Source organism: Marinobacter sp. MDS2, from assembly GCF_030718085.1.
In the GTDB taxonomy this organism is placed as follows: domain Bacteria; phylum Pseudomonadota; class Gammaproteobacteria; order Pseudomonadales; family Oleiphilaceae; genus Marinobacter.
On record NZ_JAVAJF010000001.1, the window covers coordinates 465,804 to 485,710 of the forward strand.

Consider the following 19,907-nt stretch of genomic DNA (forward strand, 5'->3'; position numbering starts at 1 on the left):
ATCCATGAGCAAGCAGATTCCTGTAAAGCAGGTCGATCCCACCCCTTCCGACAATAATAAAAACCCCGGAACCTACGACCTTTACGAAAGTCGAGAAAAGATCTACGTCAAAGAAGTCAAAGGACTGTTCCAGAGAATCCGGAATGTCAGCCTTGTCGCCCTCATGGGCATGTACTTTGTTTTTGCCTGGTTGACGCTGGACGGTCAACCGCTGATTCATTTCGATCTCCCGGCCCGGGAATTCCACCTCTACGGAACCACCTTCTATCCTAAAGATTTCTTTTTGCTGTCCGCCATGCTGATCATCTCGGCATTTGGTCTGTTTTTCATAACCACCCTGTTCGGCCGTGTTTGGTGCGGTTATACCTGCCCACAAACCGTATGGACCTTTATCTTCATGTGGATTGAGGAGAAGGTCGAAGGTAACCGAAACAAGCGGATCAAGCTCGACAAGAGCCCGAACTCTGCCGAGAAGATCACCAAGAAAACAATCAAGCATGCGCTTTGGCTTGTCGTTGCACTGGCGACCGGCATCACGTTTATTGGTTACTTCTACCCCATCCGCGAGCTGATCGTGGATATGTTCACGCTACAAGCGAACGGCTGGGCGTATTTCTGGGTCGGTTTTTTCACTGTCGCAACTTACCTGAACGCAGGCTGGATGCGTGAGCAGGTGTGCCTGTATATGTGCCCTTACGCGCGATTCCAATCGGTCATGTTCGATGAGAACACCCGGATTGTATCTTACGATCCGAATCGCGGTGAGCCTCGAGGCAAACGTAAGAAAGGCGTAGATCCCGAGGAAGTAGGCCTGGGTGACTGCATCGACTGCGAGCAGTGTGTGCAGGTTTGCCCTACCGGCATCGATATCCGGGACGGCCTGCAATACGAATGTATTGGCTGCGCTCTGTGCATCGATGCTTGCGACGAGATCATGGAGAAAATGGATTATCCGAAAGGCCTGATCCGCTACACCACGGAAAACGAACTCGAAGGAAAAACCTCGAAACTGCTTCGCCCCCGCACCTTTGGCTACGGCCTTTTGTTGGCCGTCATGATTGGCGCGGTTGGGTACATTATCGCCACTCGCGTACCCGCTAAACTTGAGGTCATCCGGGATCGCGGCGCTCTCTTTAAATTTAATGGCGAAGGTCGTGTCGAAAACTCGTTCACGTTGAAACTACAGAATATGACAGAGATCCCACAAACGTTTGAGCTGTCGGTCGATGGCATGGAAGGGATCCGTATTCTCACCCAGACCAGCGTAAAGATTAAAAGCGGTGAAAACCTGTCGCTGCCCACCGTTGTTGATGTGGTTCCGGAATCGATTGAGCAAACCAACAACACCATCAGCTTCCGGGCAGAGTCGAAAACCGACCCATCGCTGCAACTTGAAACTGAAAGCCGATTTGTGGGTCCAAGACCGCGTTAATAACGGGCGCACTGCACTAAACCTTATTTGAGACGACCGAAATTATGACTGACAATACCCCCGTAGCCCCATGGTACCGCCAGCCCTGGTTCTGGTTTCTGACCATTTTCCCGCTCGCGTCTATCACGTTTGGGCTCACCATGCTCGTGGTGTCCGTGAATCTGGACACCGCCATGGTCACGGACGATTACTCGAAAGAAGGGCGTGGCATCAATATGGCCATCGCCCGGGATCAGAAAGCGTCTGAAATGCAGGTATCTGGGAAATTGCAGCTGGCTAACCGCAAGGCCACGCTTACCCTAGACACAAAAGATGGCCCCGCAGATTTTCCGTATCTCGTCCTAAATCTTTACCACCCTACCCTTGAAGATAAGGACCGGGTGATTCAGTTCAACCGTTTGGCTGACGGAGAATATTCCGGACGCGTACTGGAAGATCTCGACGGCCGCTGGTATTTCGACTTGCAAGGCCCCGACAACGATTGGCGGGTCAAAGGGGAACTCTGGTTACCCGCCGAGCACCCTATCACCATTCAAGCAAAGGCTAACGTTCAAGAGTGACCCCCACCAGTTGCTTCCATTGTGGCGAGCTTGCCGAGGGTAATCCGGCGATTACCCTGAAACTTGACGATCAAGAGCGGCATTTTTGTTGCCAGGGCTGCAAAGCGGTGTGCCAGACCATCCACCAGGAGGGCCTGACAAACTTCTACGACATCCGCACCGAACCTGCCAGCACCCCGAGAGAGCTTAGCGAATCCGAACTTCTGCGCCTGCGTGAGCTGGACCACCCGCTGGTGCAGCAATCGTTTGTTGCCCCGGTGACAGCCGGGCAGGAAGCACAGCTCCTGATCGGAGAAATCACCTGCGCTGCGTGTATCTGGCTGCTCGAAAATCACATGAAGCACCAAACCGGCGTTCAGAGCTTTACGGTGAACCACACCACTCAGCGAGCCAGACTGGTCTGGTCGCCCGAGCAAGCTCATTTAAGCGACCTGCTTATCGCCATCTATGAACTGGGTTACACCGCCCGGCCTTACCAAGCAGACGCGGCCGAACAAGCCCTTAAAGCTGAAAACCGTTCCATGCTGATTCGGCTCGCGGTCGCCGGTATCGCCACCATGCAAAGCATGATGCTGGCATTCCCACTGTATTTCGAGATTGTCAGCGAGCTTTCACCTGAATTTATCAATATGTTCAGATGGTTCGGCTTTCTCGTGGCAACACCGGTTGTGTTCTACAGTGCCCGGCCGTTCTTCCGGAATGCCCGACGAGATCTCGCCTCACGACACCTGACCATGGATGTACCGGTCGCCATCGCCATTGGCCTCGCCTACGCCGCAAGTGCCTGGGTAACGGTATTCGGTGGTCAGGAAGTCTACTTTGAGTCGGTGTGCATGTTCGCGTTTTTCTTGCTGCTGGGCCGCTACATCGAAGTGCAGGCGCGCTATCGGGCCGGCCTAAGTGGTAACGCGCTGGCCGGCTTCCAGCCGGCGGTCGCCGCACTCGTCACTAACGGCGAAGCGGAGATTGTTCCTGCCCACCAAATTCAGCCTGACGATGTCATTCGGGTTCGGCCCGGGGAAACACTACCGGCTGACGGAGTCATCCTTTCCGGCCAGTCCACAATCAACGAAGCAGCACTGACCGGTGAATATTTGCCTGAAACGCGTTCCGTCGGTGAAGCGGTTCACGCCGGGACAGTCAACGGAGAAAACCCGCTGGACATCCGAGTCACCCGTGCGGGCGCTCAGACACGCCTGTCTGGCATTCTCCGGGTGTTGGACAGGGTTCAATCCGAAAAGCCACCTGTTGCCAGAATGGCCGACCGCATTGCCGGCAAGTTTGTCGGCCGGGTACTCATACTTGCTCCGGTAGTCTGGGTTGGATGGTGGCTAGCCGGCGCGGACAATGCTTTTGATATAACCCTGTCCGTCTTGGTTGCCACCTGCCCCTGTGCACTGTCACTGGCAACACCTACCGCCATTACCTCAGCCACGGTCCGGTTGCGAAAACTCGGTTTTCTGCCGACGCGCGGCCACACACTGGAATCGATGAACGCGATCGATACGGTCGTATTCGATAAAACCGGCACCCTCACCCGTGGCGAACTCACTCTCACCGACCATGCCGTGTTCGGTCCGGTTGATGAAGCCACCTGCCTTAGAATTGCCGCGGGTCTGGAAAAGCAGTCCGAACACCCAATCGCCAAAGTCTTTCACAACATGCCCTCGGTTCCGGTGACCAACGTCACCAACCACCTGGGCGGAGGCTTGTCCGGAGAATTCGATGGCGACGCGGTGTTTATCGGCCATAAAGCCTTTGTCGCCAGTCACACCAGCGCGCCCGAACCCCAAACTGTCAGTGCCAGTGGCATGGAAATTTGGCTGGCAACCTCCACACATTGGCTGGCAAGCTTCCAGTTGGACGACCAAATCCGAGACGATGCAGCCAAGGCAATCGATACATTGCAAAGCATGGGCATCCAAACCATCCTCCTGAGCGGCGATCGGTCCGGTCATGTCCAGCATGTCGCATCGGAACTCGGGATTTCACGCGCCATCGGTGAAGCCTCGCCAGAACAAAAACTGGACGTGTTGGACAAACTCAATCAGGAAGGCCACCGTGTTATGATGGTGGGTGATGGTTTGAATGACCTGCCTTCAATGGCCGGCGCCGGCATTTCAGTCGCGATGGGCACCGCCGCCGATCTGACACAACTAAAAGCCGATGCGGTTTTGTTGAACGGTCAGCTGTATCAACTCGTTGAGGCCATTCATACTAGCCAGAAAACCCGCCATATCATTCGCCAAAACATGATCTGGGCGTTCGGCTACAACGTGTCTGCTCTGCCCCTGGCTGCTGCGGGCCTTGTGCCACCATGGCTTGCCGCGATTGGCATGTCCCTCAGTTCACTGATCGTTGTCCTCAATGCTCTGCGCCTGAGCAGAGCCCGACGCGAGACATAGGAGTTCACAATGAACATTGTCATGCTTCTGATTCCCCTGATGTTGATGCTGGTAGCGCTCGGTATCTTTCTCTTTTCCTGGGCGGTCAAAAGCGGCCAGTATGATGATCTGGATGGGCCCGCACACAGGATCCTGCACGACGACGACAAAGACATGATCCCCACAGAAGCCCGGCCTTCAGAATCGCCCTCGAAAGGCCGTCAAGGCAAAAGCGATTCGAATAAAACAACCGGGCGGTCTGACTAACCACATTCATGCAACCAGAACTCTACCTTAGCTATTCGAGCGCATTTGCCATTGGACTGCTCGGCAGCACCCATTGTCTGGGCATGTGCGGAGGCATAAGCGCCTCGCTTTCAATGGCGCTGCCTGTGGGCCGTGGTTTCCGGTTTCGCCAGACATTGCTTCTCTTGGCTTTCAACTTTGGCCGAATCGGTAGCTATTCCCTGATTGCGGCTGGCATCGCTTTGCTCAGCACCCAGGCTGCAGGCCAATGGGCTTGGGCCGGACTTCTGCTTATGACATTGGCGGGCGTACTGCTGATATTTATGGGGCTATCAATGGGGCAATGGTGGCAGGGTATCCGCTATATCGAACGGGCAGGCGCACCCGTATGGCGAACCTTATCACCGCTCACCAAACGATTCCTTCCGGTCAATAATGCCGGGCAAGCATTGGCGCTGGGCTCTTTGTGGGGCTGGCTGCCCTGCGGATTAGTGTACAGCACGCTTGGCTGGGCCGCTCTGCAGCCTACTGTACCCAGTGCGGCGTTAACCATGTTCTTTTTCGGTTTGGGAACCCTGCCCTCAATGCTGGCAACCGGATACGCAGCGCAATGGATCCGCGGCATCAAGAGCCATCAAGGCGTGCGCAAGATCAGCGGCATCCTGCTGATACTGTTTGGATTATGGACATTGCCTATCCAGGCCTTATCGAATCTCTAACGACTAGAGATTCAAGACATCGAGGCGACCAAAATCTTCCTCGGGCTCAGCATTCTGCACCACTGCCTGGCGCTTACCCCCCAGACGTTTACCTTCTTTGAAGTCATACAGGTTCGGGTCGGCCAGATGAGAGGGCTCAACATTACACATCGCGCGGAACATGGTTTCCAGCCGGCCGGGATGCTGCTTATCCCAAGTCTGGAACATATCCTTGATAACCTGCCGCTGCAGATTTTCCTGAGAGCCGCACAGATTACAGGGGATAATAGGATATCCGCGAAGTTCCGCGTACCGGGCAATGTCTTTTTCCCGGCTAAACGCCAGCGGCCTGATCACGGTATTGCGGCCATCATCGCTATGAAGAACCGGCGGCATAGACTTTAACTTGCCGCCGTAGAACATATTCAGAAACAGGGTTTCCAGCATATCGTCCCGGTGGTGACCAAGGGCAATTTTGGTCACCCCATGCTCTTCGGCAAAGTTATAAAGAATTCCTCGGCGCAAGCGCGAACACAAACCGCAAGTGGTCTTCCCTTCAGGGACTTTTTCCTTAACAATGCTGTAGGTGTCTTTCTCAATGATGTGGTACTCGACCCCGAGCGCATCCAGATAGGACGGGAGCACGTCTTCAGGAAAACCTGGCTGCTTTTGGTCGAGGTTAACGGCAATGATCTCGAAGCGTACCGGTGCGCTCTTTTGAAGATTGAGCAGTATATCCAGCATCGCGTAAGAGTCTTTGCCGCCAGACAAGCAACACATGACCTTGTCGCCCGCCTCAATCATCGAGTACTCAGCAATGGCCTGCCCGACCTCTCGGCGCAAGCGCTTCTGGAGTTTGTTCTGCTCCACCTTGAGGAGGCGCTCCTGCTCAGAAACGGGTTGGGATTCAGATTTGACAGACATTGCTTCAGACATCGGTTATCCGCTCACGAGGTAAGTGAGCCCGGAATTATACGCACCACAAACATTCAGGGACAGGACAGCAACATGGATATGTTGAATTTGAAGCCGGAAACTACGGGTAAACGCGCACTCAACCGGCAGCGAAACCGTCGAGCTATTCTGGATGCGGCCAGAGACTGTTTTCAGGAGCACGGATACGACAACAGCTCCATTCGCGATATCGTGCGCAGAACCGACCTGGCCGCCGGAACCTTCTACAATTACTTTTCTAGCAAACAGGATATTTTTGCCGCGTTGCTGACCGATTTTCTCACCTCGCTCAACGACGATATGAGCACCCGCAGAAATTCAGCGACCTCCACCAGAGAGCTGATTTATTCCACTTACCATGCACTTTATTGCGCAACGGCAAAAGATCCGGCGATTTACGAGCTGGCCCATCAAAACCAGCGGGCGCTACGAAACCTGTTTGGCTCTGACATACTCGGCCTGACACTCCTGTCACTGGAACAAGATGTTCGTACCGCAATGGAGCGAGGACTTCTGCCGAAAACCGACCCGGACTATCTGTGCGCTACTTTTTTCGGCGTTGCTTATGATATGAGCCTGCTGGTAGCCCGCAAGGCACGAACCTGTCCTGATAGCGTTCATGACGAAGCGGAACGTGCCGCCAGGTTTTCAACCGACCTGTTTCTCGGTGGGCTGCCAGCGTTGGGGCCCCTTCCAAGCCAAGGCTGACTGGCCTAACATGCACGCATGACAACCGACCAAAAGACCCGCCCGACCAACAGCAACGCCAGCCACGAATTGAACTGGTTAACGCAACAGGTTGAACACCTTTTGCTGGCCGTTGAACACGAGTTGAGAGTGGCAGGCCCATCCGGTCTCAGTGAACTGGCCCTGATCAAAGCGCTTCAAAGCGACTGCTGGCAGTTAATCGGCCCCGTAGATTTTGCGCGCCCCGAGCAACTTTACCCCGTTCACTTTTTACTGTTTCACACGCTATATCGCCTCAGCGACGAACTATTATCCAGCGGGGAAACTATTCAGCTGTCCCCCATGTGCATTCGTCTGTTTCCGGTACATTCAGAGACTGGCACATCCCTTCCGGGGCCAAAAGATGCGCTCAGGGAGTTTTACCTCGATCTGAAGCAATACTACCTGTCTAACACCGATATCAGTGACATGATGGATCGCTTTTGGGCAGGTACAATACAGCACAAACCCGATAGCGAATCCGCTACCGCCGCGGCTGAATTACTCGGATTTGAGTCAGTTCCGGCAACGTTCGACACCGTAAAACGCCGATTCAGAAAGCTGGTGATGCAATTACACCCTGACCGCGGCGGCAGCACGGAAGAAGTGCAGCACCTGAACGAAGCTATCGCGGTTCTCAAAGCACACTATGCATAACGTACAGCCCAGCGTCCATTGGAACACCATGCTCATGATCAATTTCAGAAAACTGATATTCCTACCCGCTCTGTCCTTGATGATGGCCCTTTCATACACAGCTAGCGCCGACTTAGTGGTTCTTCAGTATCACCACGTTGACGACAGCACGCCACCGGCCACCAGCACATCACGGTCGCTGTTCAAAGCTCAGTTACAGATGATTACCGATTTGGGGCTGGACGTCGTTCCATTGGAAACAGCTACGCGTCAGACGCTCTCGGGTGACGCCCCGGCAACAAATCAAATCGCTATTACGTTTGATGATGCCTATGAATCGGTTTACAGCGTTGCCGCCCCTATCCTGGACAAACAGAAGACGCCCTACACCATCTTCGTAAACACCAATTCGGTGGGCGCTAAGGGCTATATGGGTTGGGCGGAGTTAAAAGAACTGAGCGGCAAAGAATGGGTCACGATTGCCAACCATAGCGCGGATCATGCTCACCTGGCGCGAAAACCCGGTGAACCGGAAGCAGCCTGGCATACTCGAACCAACCGCAGTCTGGACCTTGCTCAAACTGCGTTAGAAAAGCACCTGGGAACCGCTGAGCCCCTATTCGCCTACCCCTACGGGGAATACGACGAAGCACTCGAACAGAAGGTGAATGACAGAGGTTGGCTAGGATTTGGCCAGCAATCGGGTTCCATAGGGCGCTATTCACACAACACACGCCTTCCCCGTTTCCCGATGGCCAATGCCTACGGGCAACTCAGCAGCCTTAAAGACAAACTGCTTAGCAAAGCCTTTCCGATGGATGCCAGCAGCCTGCCGGATGGCGTTATATCCAACAACCCACCGTCATTGACCCTGAAGCTGGAAGCCCCGCTGTCGGCTTCCCGTCTTACCTGTTTTGCATCAGGTCTTGGTCGAATCGATTTCAGCGTCACCGGTGACACGGTCACCGTACAGGCGCCAAAAGCACTGGATGCTCGCCGCTTTCGTTACAACTGCACCCACCCGGCAGGTGACGGTAGCTATTACTGGTTATCACAGCAGTGGCTGAATCTGGACGCGCCTGAAGACTAATCTGCACTCAGGGCTCAAACGTTGCGATCCCAAGCTCACCGGTGTCGGCATGCGCAATGGCTTTTGGCCCTGCATCGGTGGTGATAACAGTCTGCCCTTCCGAATCCCGGGATCGGGTATAGAGCACCAGCCACCGCTCACCCTGGCCGGGTAGAGCGGGCACCCAAGCTTCAAGATACCCCCGGCGGTGCCAGTTCTCAGGGGTGTAGTCCATCACCAAATCCGTAACGACTCTGACGACCCTGAAATCCCGATCAAGAAACGCCAGGCTCGGCACAAAAACGCCGTGGTGATCATAAGCACGTAGCCGCATCACGAACCCGGACTTTGCTGCAGACAATGGCAGGGCAATGAGCTGGTACGGGGATTCACCGGAATTGAAGAGATGGCGGGGAGTGTCGGAATCCATCTGCACGCCAAACTCGCTCCCCTCTACCCAGGTTTGATAATCCTTGTTTGCAAGTTCCGCACAGCAATACTCAACAAAATCGTCAAACTCACTGGCCGGCTGTTGCTCGATGCCTAATACCGCGAAAGCGTTCGGGTCGTAACCTTCGACGGGGTCGATTTCGCCAACAGATTGCGATGGCAGGTGGACAGAGGCAGGGGTCAGATTAACCGGGCTGGCGTGCCCCTTTTGCCGGCCATTGAAATCGGGCGTGTAATAGCTGACCCGCACATTGCCTTGGGCATCAAGCCAGGTGAAATAGGGCTGCCTCTGGCCATCACGAACAAAACCTTTGTCCGCCAGCGCATCACCATCGGGATAATTTTCGGCGGTGTAATCGGCGTCATTTGGAGGCGTATTGGCCAAAAACGGATCTTGGGTTTGGTCACCCCCGGTGTCGTTGTCTTGAGCTCTCTCTACAGACGCATCCGATTCAGGAATTCGGGTATAACGAACCCGGCCCTGCTCGTCCACCCAGGTAAAATAACCTTCGCGTTCCGCCACGCTTGAGCTGCCGCCGCCCAACTGGCAGCCCGCCATAAGAGTGGCAGTAAGACACAAAATCGATAAGCCTTTAACGGGGGCCAGTTTCATTGGCAAACTCCGCAGCCAAATCAGAACTTGGTTCTGAAACTTAATCCGGCCATAACTACCCGCAACGAGGTTTTGATATCCAGGCCAGCGTAAGGGTTGTAAATAATGTTGGTGATATTGTCACAGTTTACGTTACAACTGGAATCCGCCGGAATCGTTTCTATCGACTGCAGATAAGACAAGTTCATGTCGATTTCGGTGTCTTTATCCCAGCGATACCCCATGCCGATGCTGTATAGGTTCGCACCACCGAAGGGAGCCATAATTGAGCGTTGGTCATCCGGAATCACAGAATCCCGAATTTCCACGCCTGCTCGCAGATCCAATCGAGACGATGCATGGAATTCCATCCCGAATGCCCAGTTCCATTGACTTTTAAAGCCAAGTGGTAGCTTCAACGTGTTGGGTGTCGCGTTGTCAGGCGATAGAATTCTCGCCGCATTCAGAAATTCAAGATCCCGGTCGAACCGTAAATTAAAAGCATCCCACTGGGCGAAGTCGGTCCAGCCAATATCAGCATTCAAGGTTAACTTGGGATGAACATCCACGCTGATCCCGGTTTGAAAATGCTGCGGATACACAAGGTCCATCGACACGTTACCGGCCTCGCGAGGCGCACCGGACGGCAGGCTTAGGATGGCGGAGGTGATCGCCCCCAGGACCGAACCATTCAAGCCTTGCCAGAACCCCGCCCAGTCATCGGTGTACTGAATCTCGAACTGGCCTTTCAGATTCATATCTGCTTCGGACGTGTAGCTTGCGCCCCAACGGAACCAGTCGGTGGGCTCCCACATGACGCCAAGAGCATAGGTCGGCGAAATGCTTTCCTGCATGTTCAGGCTCAAGGCACCAATATCATCAAACGGCCCTATATTACCGCCACACAGCGCCAGCCATGGCTGCAGCGGTTCGTCGCCGCTTTCGCAATTGAAGGCGTCCTGAAGCACTTCGGCCACACCCAACAACATGTTTGGGGCACGCATATACTGATCAGCGGCTAAACCAAAGTGGGACAGGTGAATACCAGCACCTACAGACCACTCGTCATTAATTTCGTAACCCACAGTTGGCGATAAATAGGTGGTGCGTTGAAGCGCCGTTGCTTGTGGCTGGTATCGTCCGGGATCGTCTTTGTCCCGGTAAAAACCCGCGGCCATCGGCATAAAGAACGCGTTAGCAAACGTCAGCTTCGACCCCGGTGAGTTGATACTGATCCCGGCTGATGGCGCAACCGCAGGCCCCGGCGGCAGTCGAAGAACGCCGTACCCCGGTACGTAAAGGGCCACATTATTGGTGTGACTGTGGCTGTTGGCGACTGGGTCGCGCTGCTTTCCAGTTAAAGGATCGGTTTCCAACCCTTTAATACCGAAAATCTCGTACTGTTCATCAGCAATGAAATCCGCATCAATATCCAGGTAGATGCTGAGGATATTCACTTCCAGCTGGCGGTCGTCCAATTTCGTCAGACCGGCCGGGTTGTAGTGAATCGACATGATCCCCGGAGGATCCGCCGTCACGGCGTTGCCAAGTGCCAGCGCCTTCGGATGGATCGTCAGGTTCTGCGTCATCTGCGCCTGCGCACCACACGAAAGACCAGCCGCTATCAGCGTCGCCAGAACATGCTGTTTGTAGCTAGGTTGTCCCATGAAATTCATCCCCTTCCCTTTGAATATCTACAGCATCAATCACTCTTTGAGGCCGGAGAAATTAATGGGCAGGGATACACCCAGGGAGAAGTCCGGAGCGTCTTCGGTCAAGCCAATACCCAGGCTGGTGTTCACGATCGTCATGTCGCTGACTCGGGTACCGAGCGACATACTGAGGAACCCGGTCATCTGGTCTTGTGCTGCGGCTTGATCGCCGTTCGAGAAAGTCAGAATCGTTTCATCGCTGTAGCTGACCTGGGCCGACACACTCAAGGAAATGTCATAGGACAACGAATAGGCAAAACCGGCCGACCCGGAAAGCCCGAAGCCGGGTTCAACTTCAACCAGCAGACGGCCACCCCGGACTTGCTCCAAATCATCAGCAGTGATGTTGTAAGTCGCACTCAGAGAGCCGAACACAACCACCGGGTCCAACACCTTGGACATACTCAGGCCACCGCCAACCGAGTAATAACCGCTGCCCGTAGACAACTGTTCCTTGATGTCAATTTCGTAGGGGCTGACGCCGGTTTTGGTGCTTAATGTGCCAAAAAAGGTGGTCGACATTTTTCCTGGCACATACGCAAACGGTTGCCAGCGGCCGGTGAAGGAAATGTCCCCCATGTCGTATACGTTCAATTCGTCTTCCGTGTCGTACTTGACCACCAGCGGAAGCCGGGCTCCAACCGTCAAATTGTCCAAGAGCCCATAGTCGTAGGAAAACGAATTAGTGAAACTGTGTGTGGCCGAGGGCACCACATCCAGATTACGCACAGACCCGTTGGTAATCGCGAGATCCAGACGCTGATCGCCGGTATACGAGTAATCAAAGGAGTAGTTCAGGGAATGGGTACCCTTCTTCTGCAACGAGTAATTTTTCTCCGCCGCCTGGAACACCTCCTCCAACTGACGGCTGGAATCCTCATCACCGTCCTGACGCGACAGCGCTTCCCGTGCCTGATCCACACTTCCGTCTTGTGCCAGCGCCATACCCGGAAGCAGACCCGCCGTGGAAACAAGGAAAAAGCCTCGCACTAACCAACGATTCATCCTGACTCCCTACTCTTATTGATTTTATTCCTGTCCCGGGGGTTAACCCGAAAATTAGTTACGACGGTAGTGAAGTTGTTTGCGTGTGTTCTCCACACTGCCGTCGGGATTATTTTTTTGACGTTCCAACAGGTTCTGCAGCCGACGCTCCGTGGCCTCATGAAATGCCGGAATTTCATGCTGCGCGAGCAGCGTCATGGTCTGGTCATCCACGAACCGGAGGTCTTCCTCTTTCAGCTCCAGGTTGTCCAGTGGCTTGTCACTTCCCGGGAAAACGATGAACAACACGTTGTCGTCCCACTTTTCTTCGAACTGAGCCAAGGTAAACGAGATGTTGCCCACGGCCGGGTCCGCGAGATATACCCGGCCATCGCGAATGGTTCGAAGAACAACAAAGTGTTTGAAGCCTGCGTGCTGGATGGGAACGATGGCAGGGTGATCAAGTTCCATCAGGTCATCGATGCCGGCGCGAAAACCACCTGACGGGTAACCAAGCGCGGTCACCAGTTTTTTCATATCCAGCATGGAGAATGCGCGGCGCTCGACAATGCGCTCGCTTTCGCCGTAGTGAAGCAGCCCTTCCATCACCTGGCGCTCTGACAGTGTTCGCCCCAGATAATTGTTCAATACGGTGGTGAGCGCTGCGCTGCCGCAACTGTAGTCGTAGGCTTGCCGCACTATGTTTCGGAAGGTTTGTTCCACCAATGGTTCAACGCGAACATCGGTGCGATGCTCAACGGGGCTGGCGTCCACTTTGTGCTCGAGCACAATGGTACCCCGATCAAACGGTTCTACTTCGGTAGCTTCCTGCACCATTGCGAACGTCATGATAGACCCGGCCAACACCAGCAGCATTATGGAAAGTCCCTGTTTTTATTAGATATGCAACTTAGTGGTTACATCATGTAACGGTACGATACCGAAATCGGAAAAGGCTTAAAGATAACTGTGCCTCAAATCTATCGCTGCAGCGCAGGCCAGCCCGGGGGGAGTGAGAACTGGTTCAAGAGCCGTTGATTCAATTCGATTCCATTGTCGACTAAGAGCTAAACGACTCACGCACGAAGGTAAGGGATAATACGTACTGTCATACCAGCGTCATCAGACGCCGGCGACGATAAGAAAAACATCCTCTAAAGAAGATACCTTACAAAATGGAGTTGTACTTGATGAACACGGATCTACTCAAAAAAGCCTCTAGCCTTAACGAAACACTGATCAACCAGTTTGGCAAAGCCGCCGAAATGCAAATGGAAGCTCTACGCCGTTATACAGACGTTGCCATGGATCAGGCACAACAAGCAGCCGAAGTACGTAATCTGGATGACTTGAAAACATTGACCGCCCACCAAGCGGAAACGCTCAAATCACTGAACGACCAACTCACCAACGACTGGAAAGCCTGGCAGAATTATTTCAGTGAGACCCGCGAGCGCGTTCAGCGCGTTTTCGAGACAGAAACAAGCGAGCCGTCAACCGAAACAAAAACATCCGCAAAGACATCTAGCGGCAACAAAACCGCGGCCTGATTCCGTCTAATACAGTTGAATGCCGGAATGGTGTTGTTCATTCCGGCTGTTTTTATCAAGCGAAAGGAGGCTCCAATGCTTGGTATGGATTTTTTCGGTAAGACGGCAAGCCAGTTTTTAAAATCATTCGATCCGCGAATTCGTGACAGCCAGCAGCAACTAGAAACGTTACTGGGTGACGCTGGATTGCTGGACTACGCCAAACTATCTACCCTGTCCGAAATGTCAGATGCGTATCGCGCAATGGCTGAGGACATTCTGCTCCACCCTCTTCGACTCGCCAGTGCCGAGATGGATCTTGCGAAAAAACATCTTGGACTTGCCCGTTATACGTTCAGTCGTGTCCGAGGCAAACAGGAAGATCCTGTCATCGAACCCGACCCGGACGATCGACGCTTTCTGGCCGAGGACTGGCACAAACATCTGCCCTTCGATGTGATACAACAAGCCTACCTGATCAATTCAAAAGCCTTTCTGGACTGGGTAGAGAACATTGAAGGACTGCCGGCGCCCAGCCGGGATCAACTGATGTTTTATGCCCGACAACTAACCAGCGCCCTCTCTCCGGCAAACTACCCGATCAGCAACCCCGAAGTGTTGCGTATTACGTGGGAACGGAAAGGCATGAATCTGGTCGATGGTGCCCGCAATCTGCTAGAGGACATCCGTCAAAATCCGGCATTGTTCAACGTGGGGATGACCGATCGCACGGCGTTCGAGATAGGCAAAAACCTGGCAGCAACGCCGGGAAAAGTAGTCTATCAAAATGAACTCATGCAGCTGATTCAGTACACCCCAAGCACAGAAACCGTTGCAAAGCGCCCGATCCTCATCGTTCCGCCATGGATCAACAAATTCTATATTCTCGATATGTCCGAGCAGAATTCTTTTATTCGCTGGCTCGTCGGTCAAGGGCAAACCGTGTTTGTTATTTCGTGGCGAAACCCGGGGCCGGAGCATAAAAACCTGGGATGGGACGACTATGTAGAATCAGGCCCGTTAGCTGCCGTTGAGGCAGTAAAGCAGGCCACCGGCGAGGACAAACTGAACGCGATCGGCTACTGCATCGGAGGCACGCTCCTGGGCACCACCATGGCTGTTCTGGCGAAAAAGAAGCTCAAACCGATTGTCAGCACCACCTACCTGACAACTCTGATGGACTTCTCCGATCCGGGCGGCATAGGTGTGTTCATCAGCGACCACTCCCTGCGCGGTATCGAGCGTGCCATGGAGAAGAAAGGCTACCTTGACGGCCGGGCCATCGCTTTCACCTTCAACTTGCTGCGCGAGAATGACCTGTTCTGGTCTTACTGGACCAACAACTACCTGAAGGGCATAAAGCCGAAAGCGTTCGACTTGCTGTATTGGAACCAGGATGGCACCAATCTGCCCTACCGCATGCACAGCTACTACCTGCGTGAAATGTATCTGCACAACCGCCTGGTCGAACCTGACGCAATGACCATTTGCGGTGAAAAAATCAATCTCGGCGAAATCAAGGTTCCCTCGTTCTTCCTGTCGGCACGCCAGGACCATATCGCCAAATGGAAAGGCACCTACGAAGGTGCGAAAGTCTACGGAGGCGATGTCCGTTTTGTGGTTTCAGGCTCCGGCCATATCGCAGGGGTTATCAATCCGCCCTACAAAGAGAAGTACGGCTACTGGACCAATAACGCTCTGCCGGATAACCCCGATGACTGGTTTGACACCGCCGAAGCTCACAAAGGCTCGTGGTGGCCACACTGGCGCGAGTGGGTTAAGAAATACGAAGGTACTCAGGTGCCCGCCCGTATACCCGGAGACGGGGAATTAAAGACCATCGAAGACGCTCCCGGTAGCTACGTCAAAGTCAAAGCAGGAGATGTGGTCTAACCGAGAATCTCGGCGACTCGTTCCTGCAGCCGCGGCAGCACCTCGTCCTCAAACCAGGGATTCCTTCGAAACCATAAATTGTTTCGGGGGCTGGGATGAGGGGTTGGTAGCAGCCGCGGCCAATACTCCTCCCACGCTTTCACGTTTTCAGTAACCGAACGCCGGCTCTCTGGCAAGTGCCAGGCATGCGCGTACTGACCAATCACCAATGTCAATTCAACCTTCTTCAGCCGCGCCAGCAATGCGTCACGCCAGGTATCTGCACATTCCGGGATGGGTGGCAAATCCCCGGCTTTCCCCGAACCGGGAAAGCAAAAGCCCATAGGAAGAATAGCAATTCGACTCGCATCGTAAAACGTCTGCCTGTCTATCCCCATCCAGCGCCGAAGCCTGTCTCCGCTAGGATCATTAAACGGTATACCGGTTTCGTGGACCTTTCTGCCCGGTGCCTGCCCCACTATTAAAATACGGGATGACTCAGAAAGCTGAACGACCGGCCTGGGCTCATGGGGAAGTTTTTCACGGCACAGAGTGCACGCTCTGACCCGCCGTACCAAGTGCTCAAAACTGAGGCTAGCGAGCTCGTGATTTTTCGATGCCACAATCAGTCCTCCAGAGCTGTCCCCATAAAATTTTCTACCCCTTTTCTTCCTGTGCCCAAAACACGCTGGCGCCCTGCTCCGGATGACTCACCCCCTGCCGCATCCAGCCAAACAGTTCACGACCGTAGTCTTGATGTTGTCGGGTAAGATCCCTGCTGGCCGCTTCCCTGGCCTTCAAAGTGGCATCGTCCAATAACACGGACAACTGACCGTTAACGGCATCCAAACGGATCACATCACCGTTTCGAATTTTAGCCAAGGGCCCACCTTCCAGAGCTTCGGGATAAACGTGGATGGCCGCCGGCACCTTGCCAGAAGCCCCCGACATACGGCCATCCGTCACCAGTCCAACCTGAAAACCGCGATCCTGGAGAACGCCCAGGTAAGGCGTCAACTTGTGAAGCTCCGGCATACCATTAGCCCGGGGCCCTTGAAAACGCACTACCACAATGCAGTCCCGATCAAGATCGCCGGCCTCAAAAGCCGCCTTCAGGTCGTTCTGATCCTCGAACACAACCGCCGGCGCCTCCACCTTGTGATGCTCCGCTGCAACCGCCGACACTTTGATAATGCCCCGGCCAAGATTCCCCTCGAGGACTTTCAGCCCCCCGTCCGGAGCAAACGGCTGCTCGGCAGAGCTGAGCACGTCTGGCTTCAAACTCTTGCTAACCGCCGGCTGCCATCGCAACCCTTGTTCGCTCATTTCCGGCATCCGCGCATACTGGGCCAACCCCGGCCCCATGACAGTGTTGACGTCTTCGTGAAGAAGCCCTGCACTCAATAACTCCTGAATCAGGTAAGGCGTGCCACCCGCCTCATGGAAGGCATTGATATCTTCCTGGCCGTTCGGGTAAATACGAGTCATAGAGGGAACGGTGGAGGAAAGCTCGGCGTAGTCGTTCCAATCGATCAGAACACCAGCCGCTCGGGCTATCGCGACCCAATGGATGGAGTGATTAGTAGAACCACCAGTAACCAGCAAGGCCACCAGAGCGTTCACTAATGCCTTTTCATCCACCATATCGGCCAACCCCAACTTACCGCCCTGAGGTTGAGACAAACGGATCACCTGCTCCGTGGCTGCGCGGGTTAAAGCATCTCGCAACGGCGTGTTCGGATGAACAAAAGCTGCACCGGGCAAGTGCAGGCCCATCACCTCCACCAATAGCTGGTTGCTGTTCGCGGTTCCGTAGAACGTGCAGGTGCCCGGGCTATGGTAAGACTGGCTCTCGGCTTCAAGCAGTTCGTCCTGCCCTATTTTCCCTTCCGCGAACAACTGCCGAACCCGCTGTTTCTCTTTATTTGGCAACCCAGAGGGCATCGGCCCCGCCGGTATCAAGACGGCAGGCAGATGGCCAAAGCTCAATGCACCAATAAGCAGGCCTGGCACAATTTTGTCACATATACCCAGTAAGGTGATGGCATCGAACATGTTGTGGCTTAAAGCCACAGCCGTACTCATGGCAATGGTGTCACGGGAAAACAGGCTCAGATCCATACCGGGTTGCCCTTGGGTAACACCGTCACACATCGCAGGTGTGCCACCGGCAAACTGGGCCACAGACCCCATGCCATGAGCCGCTTCGCGAATAACTTCCGGGAAACGATGATAAGGTTGATGCGCAGAAAGCATATCGTTGTACGCCGAGACGATCGCCACATTGGCTCGGTTCATCAGTTTGAGCTGGTCCTTGTCGCCCGGCTGGCACGCCGCAAAGCCGTGAGCCAGATTACTGCACGACAAAGTTCCTCGTTGTGGCCCCTGCTCCCGGAGCGCCCGCATTCTGGCCAAATACGCCTGCCGCGTTGCCCGGCTTCGCTCGATAATCCGGTCAGTAACCCTGGAAACAACAGGCTGCATGGCATGACTCCCAAATTGATAAACACACGACGTAAGTGTACTTCCTTAAAGACTCGCGTTCCGATTCAATTAACCATACTCAATACACTCCCTGTTTTCGACACATCAAAAGGACAAGCCTTATGCTCCGGCGCACAAAAATCGTAGCCACCCTTGGCCCCGCCACCGACAGCAAAGAAGCGCTGGCTGGCATTATTGCGGCCGGCGTGGACGTTACTCGCCTGAACTTTTCTCACGGCAGCGCGCAGGAACACATCGAGCGGGCCAAGCATGTCCGGGAAACCGCAGCCGCACAAGGACGCTTCGTTGCTTTGCTGGCTGATCTGCAGGGCCCGAAGCTGAGAATTGCCCGGTTCAGCAACAACAAAGTGACTCTCACACCGGGCCAAACGTTTGTTCTTGATGCCGCCATGGACAAAGATGCCGGCACCGAAGCCTCCGTCGGTATTGATTACGAAGAGCTGATCAACGACGTCACCCCCGGCGACATTCTGGTTCTGGACGATGGCCGCATCGAAATGGAAGTCACGGCCGTAAATGACCACAGCATCACCTCGACTGTACTGATCGGCGGCCCGCTATCCAACAACAAAGGCCTGAACAAGCGTGGCGGTGGGCTTTCTGCTGACGCGCTCACCGAAAAAGACAAACAGGACATCGTTACCGCCGCAAATCTGGGAGCCGACTACGTTGCGGTTTCTTTCGTTCGCACGGCCGAAGATATGCACGTCGCCCGCCGATTGCTGAAGGAAGCGGGCTCTGATGCTGGATTGGTCGCGAAAATCGAACGGGCAGAGCTGGCTCACGACACGGAAGCACTGGATGCGGTGATCAAAGCTTCGGATGCCGTGATGGTGGCTCGGGGCGATTTGGCCGTCGAGATCGGTGATGCGGAATTGGTCGCCGTTCAGAAGCACATCATTGCCCGAGCCCGGGTACTCGACCGGGTGGTTATCACCGCCACCCAGATGATGGAATCCATGATCACCAATCCGATGCCAACCCGGGCCGAAGTCTCTGACGTGGCCAACGCGGTTATGGACTACACCGATGCGGTGATGTTGTCGGCAGAAACAGCGGTCGGAGACTACCCGACCGAGGCCGTCGAAGCCATGGTGCGCATCTGTAAAGGTGCCGAACGTCACCCCTCGATGCGCCAGTCAAAACACCGTATCAATGAAAGTATGGAAGCCGTTGACGAAGCCATTGCGCTCTCCGCGATGTACGCGGCGAACCACCTGCAAGGCGTAACGGCTATTATCTGCCTGACAGAAACCGGCTCGACACCTCGGCTGATGTCGCGCATCAAATCGGCCTTGCCTATCTTCGCGTTCTCCCGCCATCATTCGACTCAGCATAAAGTCGCCCTGTACCGGGGGGTTCAAACGGTACCGTTCGATTCCGCCAATCACGAAAAAGAGCAGGTCAAGAATCTGGCACTGGAAGAACTGGTCAAGCGCGAATACGTCAAACAGGGCGACCTGGTGGTTATCACCAATGGCGATTTCGTGAATGCTCAAGGCGGCACCAACACCATGAAAATCGTTCAGGTAGGTACCGACATCGGCTAACCCGCCTG

18 protein-coding genes are annotated in these 19,907 nt (G+C 54.4%); 11 read left to right on the forward strand and 7 right to left on the reverse strand.

The genetic code is table 11. From position 1 onward, the window contains the following. Positions 1-4: 4 nt before the first annotated feature. Genes ccoG through Q9245_RS02270 form a run of 5 tightly spaced genes read left to right on the forward strand, consistent with a single transcriptional unit; the run spans position 5 to position 5,341 of the window. The gene (ccoG, locus tag Q9245_RS02250; RefSeq protein WP_305895643.1) at positions 5-1,432 is read left to right on the forward strand and encodes a cytochrome c oxidase accessory protein CcoG; all 1,428 of its coding nucleotides are present in this window, start codon (positions 5-7) and stop codon (positions 1,430-1,432) included. 44 nt (positions 1,433-1,476) lie between these two features. Beyond that, positions 1,477-1,992, forward strand: a complete 516-nt coding sequence (locus Q9245_RS02255; protein WP_305895644.1) for a FixH family protein — start codon at positions 1,477-1,479, stop codon at positions 1,990-1,992. Further along, positions 1,989-4,397: a heavy metal translocating P-type ATPase gene (locus Q9245_RS02260; protein ID WP_305895645.1), complete on the forward strand. Its 2,409-nt coding sequence runs from the start codon at positions 1,989-1,991 to the stop codon at positions 4,395-4,397. Before Q9245_RS02255 ends, Q9245_RS02260 begins: the two co-directional genes overlap by 4 nt. Positions 4,398-4,406: 9 nt before the next feature. After that, positions 4,407-4,643 (forward strand): cbb3-type cytochrome oxidase assembly protein CcoS, encoded by a 237-nt coding sequence (gene ccoS / locus Q9245_RS02265; protein WP_305895646.1) that lies wholly within the window; start codon positions 4,407-4,409, stop codon positions 4,641-4,643. 8 nt (positions 4,644-4,651) lie between these two features. Further along, complete coding sequence (locus tag Q9245_RS02270; protein WP_305895647.1) at positions 4,652-5,341, forward strand: sulfite exporter TauE/SafE family protein; 690 nt, start codon at positions 4,652-4,654, stop codon at positions 5,339-5,341. A gap of 3 nt (positions 5,342-5,344) precedes the next feature. On the opposite strand, the gene ttcA is transcribed toward Q9245_RS02270, so the two are convergent. Beyond that, positions 5,345-6,256, reverse strand: coding sequence for a tRNA 2-thiocytidine(32) synthetase TtcA (gene ttcA / locus Q9245_RS02275; protein ID WP_371824778.1), 912 nt, complete (start codon positions 6,254-6,256; stop codon positions 5,345-5,347). Positions 6,257-6,328: 72 nt separating this feature from the next. On the opposite strand from ttcA, the gene Q9245_RS02280 reads away from it, so the two are divergent. From Q9245_RS02280 to Q9245_RS02290, 3 genes are read left to right on the forward strand one after another with little or no spacing between them, the layout of a single operon-like run. Beyond that, complete coding sequence (locus Q9245_RS02280; RefSeq protein WP_305895648.1) at positions 6,329-6,982, forward strand: TetR/AcrR family transcriptional regulator; 654 nt, start codon at positions 6,329-6,331, stop codon at positions 6,980-6,982. A gap of 18 nt (positions 6,983-7,000) precedes the next feature. Next, a complete protein-coding gene (locus Q9245_RS02285; RefSeq protein WP_305895649.1) occupies positions 7,001-7,657 on the forward strand; it encodes a DNA-J related domain-containing protein in 657 nt (218 codons plus the stop codon). Between the two features lie 34 nt (positions 7,658-7,691). Then, positions 7,692-8,726, forward strand: a complete 1,035-nt coding sequence (locus Q9245_RS02290; protein ID WP_305897153.1) for a polysaccharide deacetylase family protein — start codon at positions 7,692-7,694, stop codon at positions 8,724-8,726. A 7-nt stretch (positions 8,727-8,733) separates the two neighbouring features. Here the strand turns inward: Q9245_RS02290 and Q9245_RS02295 are convergent, their stop codons facing one another. From Q9245_RS02295 to Q9245_RS02310, 4 genes are read right to left on the reverse strand one after another with little or no spacing between them, the layout of a single operon-like run. Continuing rightward, the gene (locus Q9245_RS02295; protein WP_305895650.1) at positions 8,734-9,768 is read right to left on the reverse strand and encodes a MalM family protein; all 1,035 of its coding nucleotides are present in this window, start codon (positions 9,766-9,768) and stop codon (positions 8,734-8,736) included. 20 nt (positions 9,769-9,788) lie between these two features. After that, positions 9,789-11,414, reverse strand: a complete 1,626-nt coding sequence (locus Q9245_RS02300) for an OmpP1/FadL family transporter (RefSeq protein ID WP_305895651.1) — start codon at positions 11,412-11,414, stop codon at positions 9,789-9,791. 39 nt (positions 11,415-11,453) lie between these two features. Then, complete coding sequence (locus tag Q9245_RS02305; RefSeq protein WP_305895652.1) at positions 11,454-12,464, reverse strand: transporter; 1,011 nt, start codon at positions 12,462-12,464, stop codon at positions 11,454-11,456. Positions 12,465-12,518: 54 nt separating this feature from the next. After that, on the reverse strand, positions 12,519-13,319 hold the full coding sequence (locus Q9245_RS02310) for a C39 family peptidase (protein ID WP_199006832.1): 801 nt from the start codon (positions 13,317-13,319) through the stop codon (positions 12,519-12,521). A 314-nt stretch (positions 13,320-13,633) separates the two neighbouring features. Here Q9245_RS02310 and Q9245_RS02315 point away from each other — a divergent pair, with 314 nt between their 5' ends. Together Q9245_RS02315 and Q9245_RS02320 are read left to right on the forward strand one after the other, a co-directional pair. Continuing rightward, on the forward strand, positions 13,634-13,993 hold the full coding sequence (locus Q9245_RS02315; RefSeq protein WP_305895653.1) for a phasin family protein: 360 nt from the start codon (positions 13,634-13,636) through the stop codon (positions 13,991-13,993). Positions 13,994-14,068: 75 nt separating this feature from the next. Then, positions 14,069-15,865, forward strand: coding sequence for an alpha/beta hydrolase (locus tag Q9245_RS02320; RefSeq protein WP_305895654.1), 1,797 nt, complete (start codon positions 14,069-14,071; stop codon positions 15,863-15,865). Here Q9245_RS02320 and Q9245_RS02325 read toward each other — a convergent pair. Both Q9245_RS02325 and edd read right to left on the reverse strand, forming a co-directional pair. Continuing rightward, positions 15,862-16,467, reverse strand: a complete 606-nt coding sequence (locus Q9245_RS02325) for a uracil-DNA glycosylase family protein (RefSeq protein WP_305895655.1) — start codon at positions 16,465-16,467, stop codon at positions 15,862-15,864. The two genes, Q9245_RS02320 and Q9245_RS02325, sit on opposite strands and share 4 nt — an antisense overlap. A gap of 34 nt (positions 16,468-16,501) precedes the next feature. Continuing rightward, entirely contained in the window at positions 16,502-18,328 is a 1,827-nt protein-coding gene (gene edd, locus Q9245_RS02330) for a phosphogluconate dehydratase (protein WP_305895656.1), read from the reverse strand. Between the two features lie 122 nt (positions 18,329-18,450). Between edd and pyk the strand changes: the two genes are divergently transcribed. After that, positions 18,451-19,899: a pyruvate kinase gene (gene pyk, locus Q9245_RS02335; RefSeq protein ID WP_305895657.1), complete on the forward strand. Its 1,449-nt coding sequence runs from the start codon at positions 18,451-18,453 to the stop codon at positions 19,897-19,899. Positions 19,900-19,907: the final 8 nt, after the last annotated feature.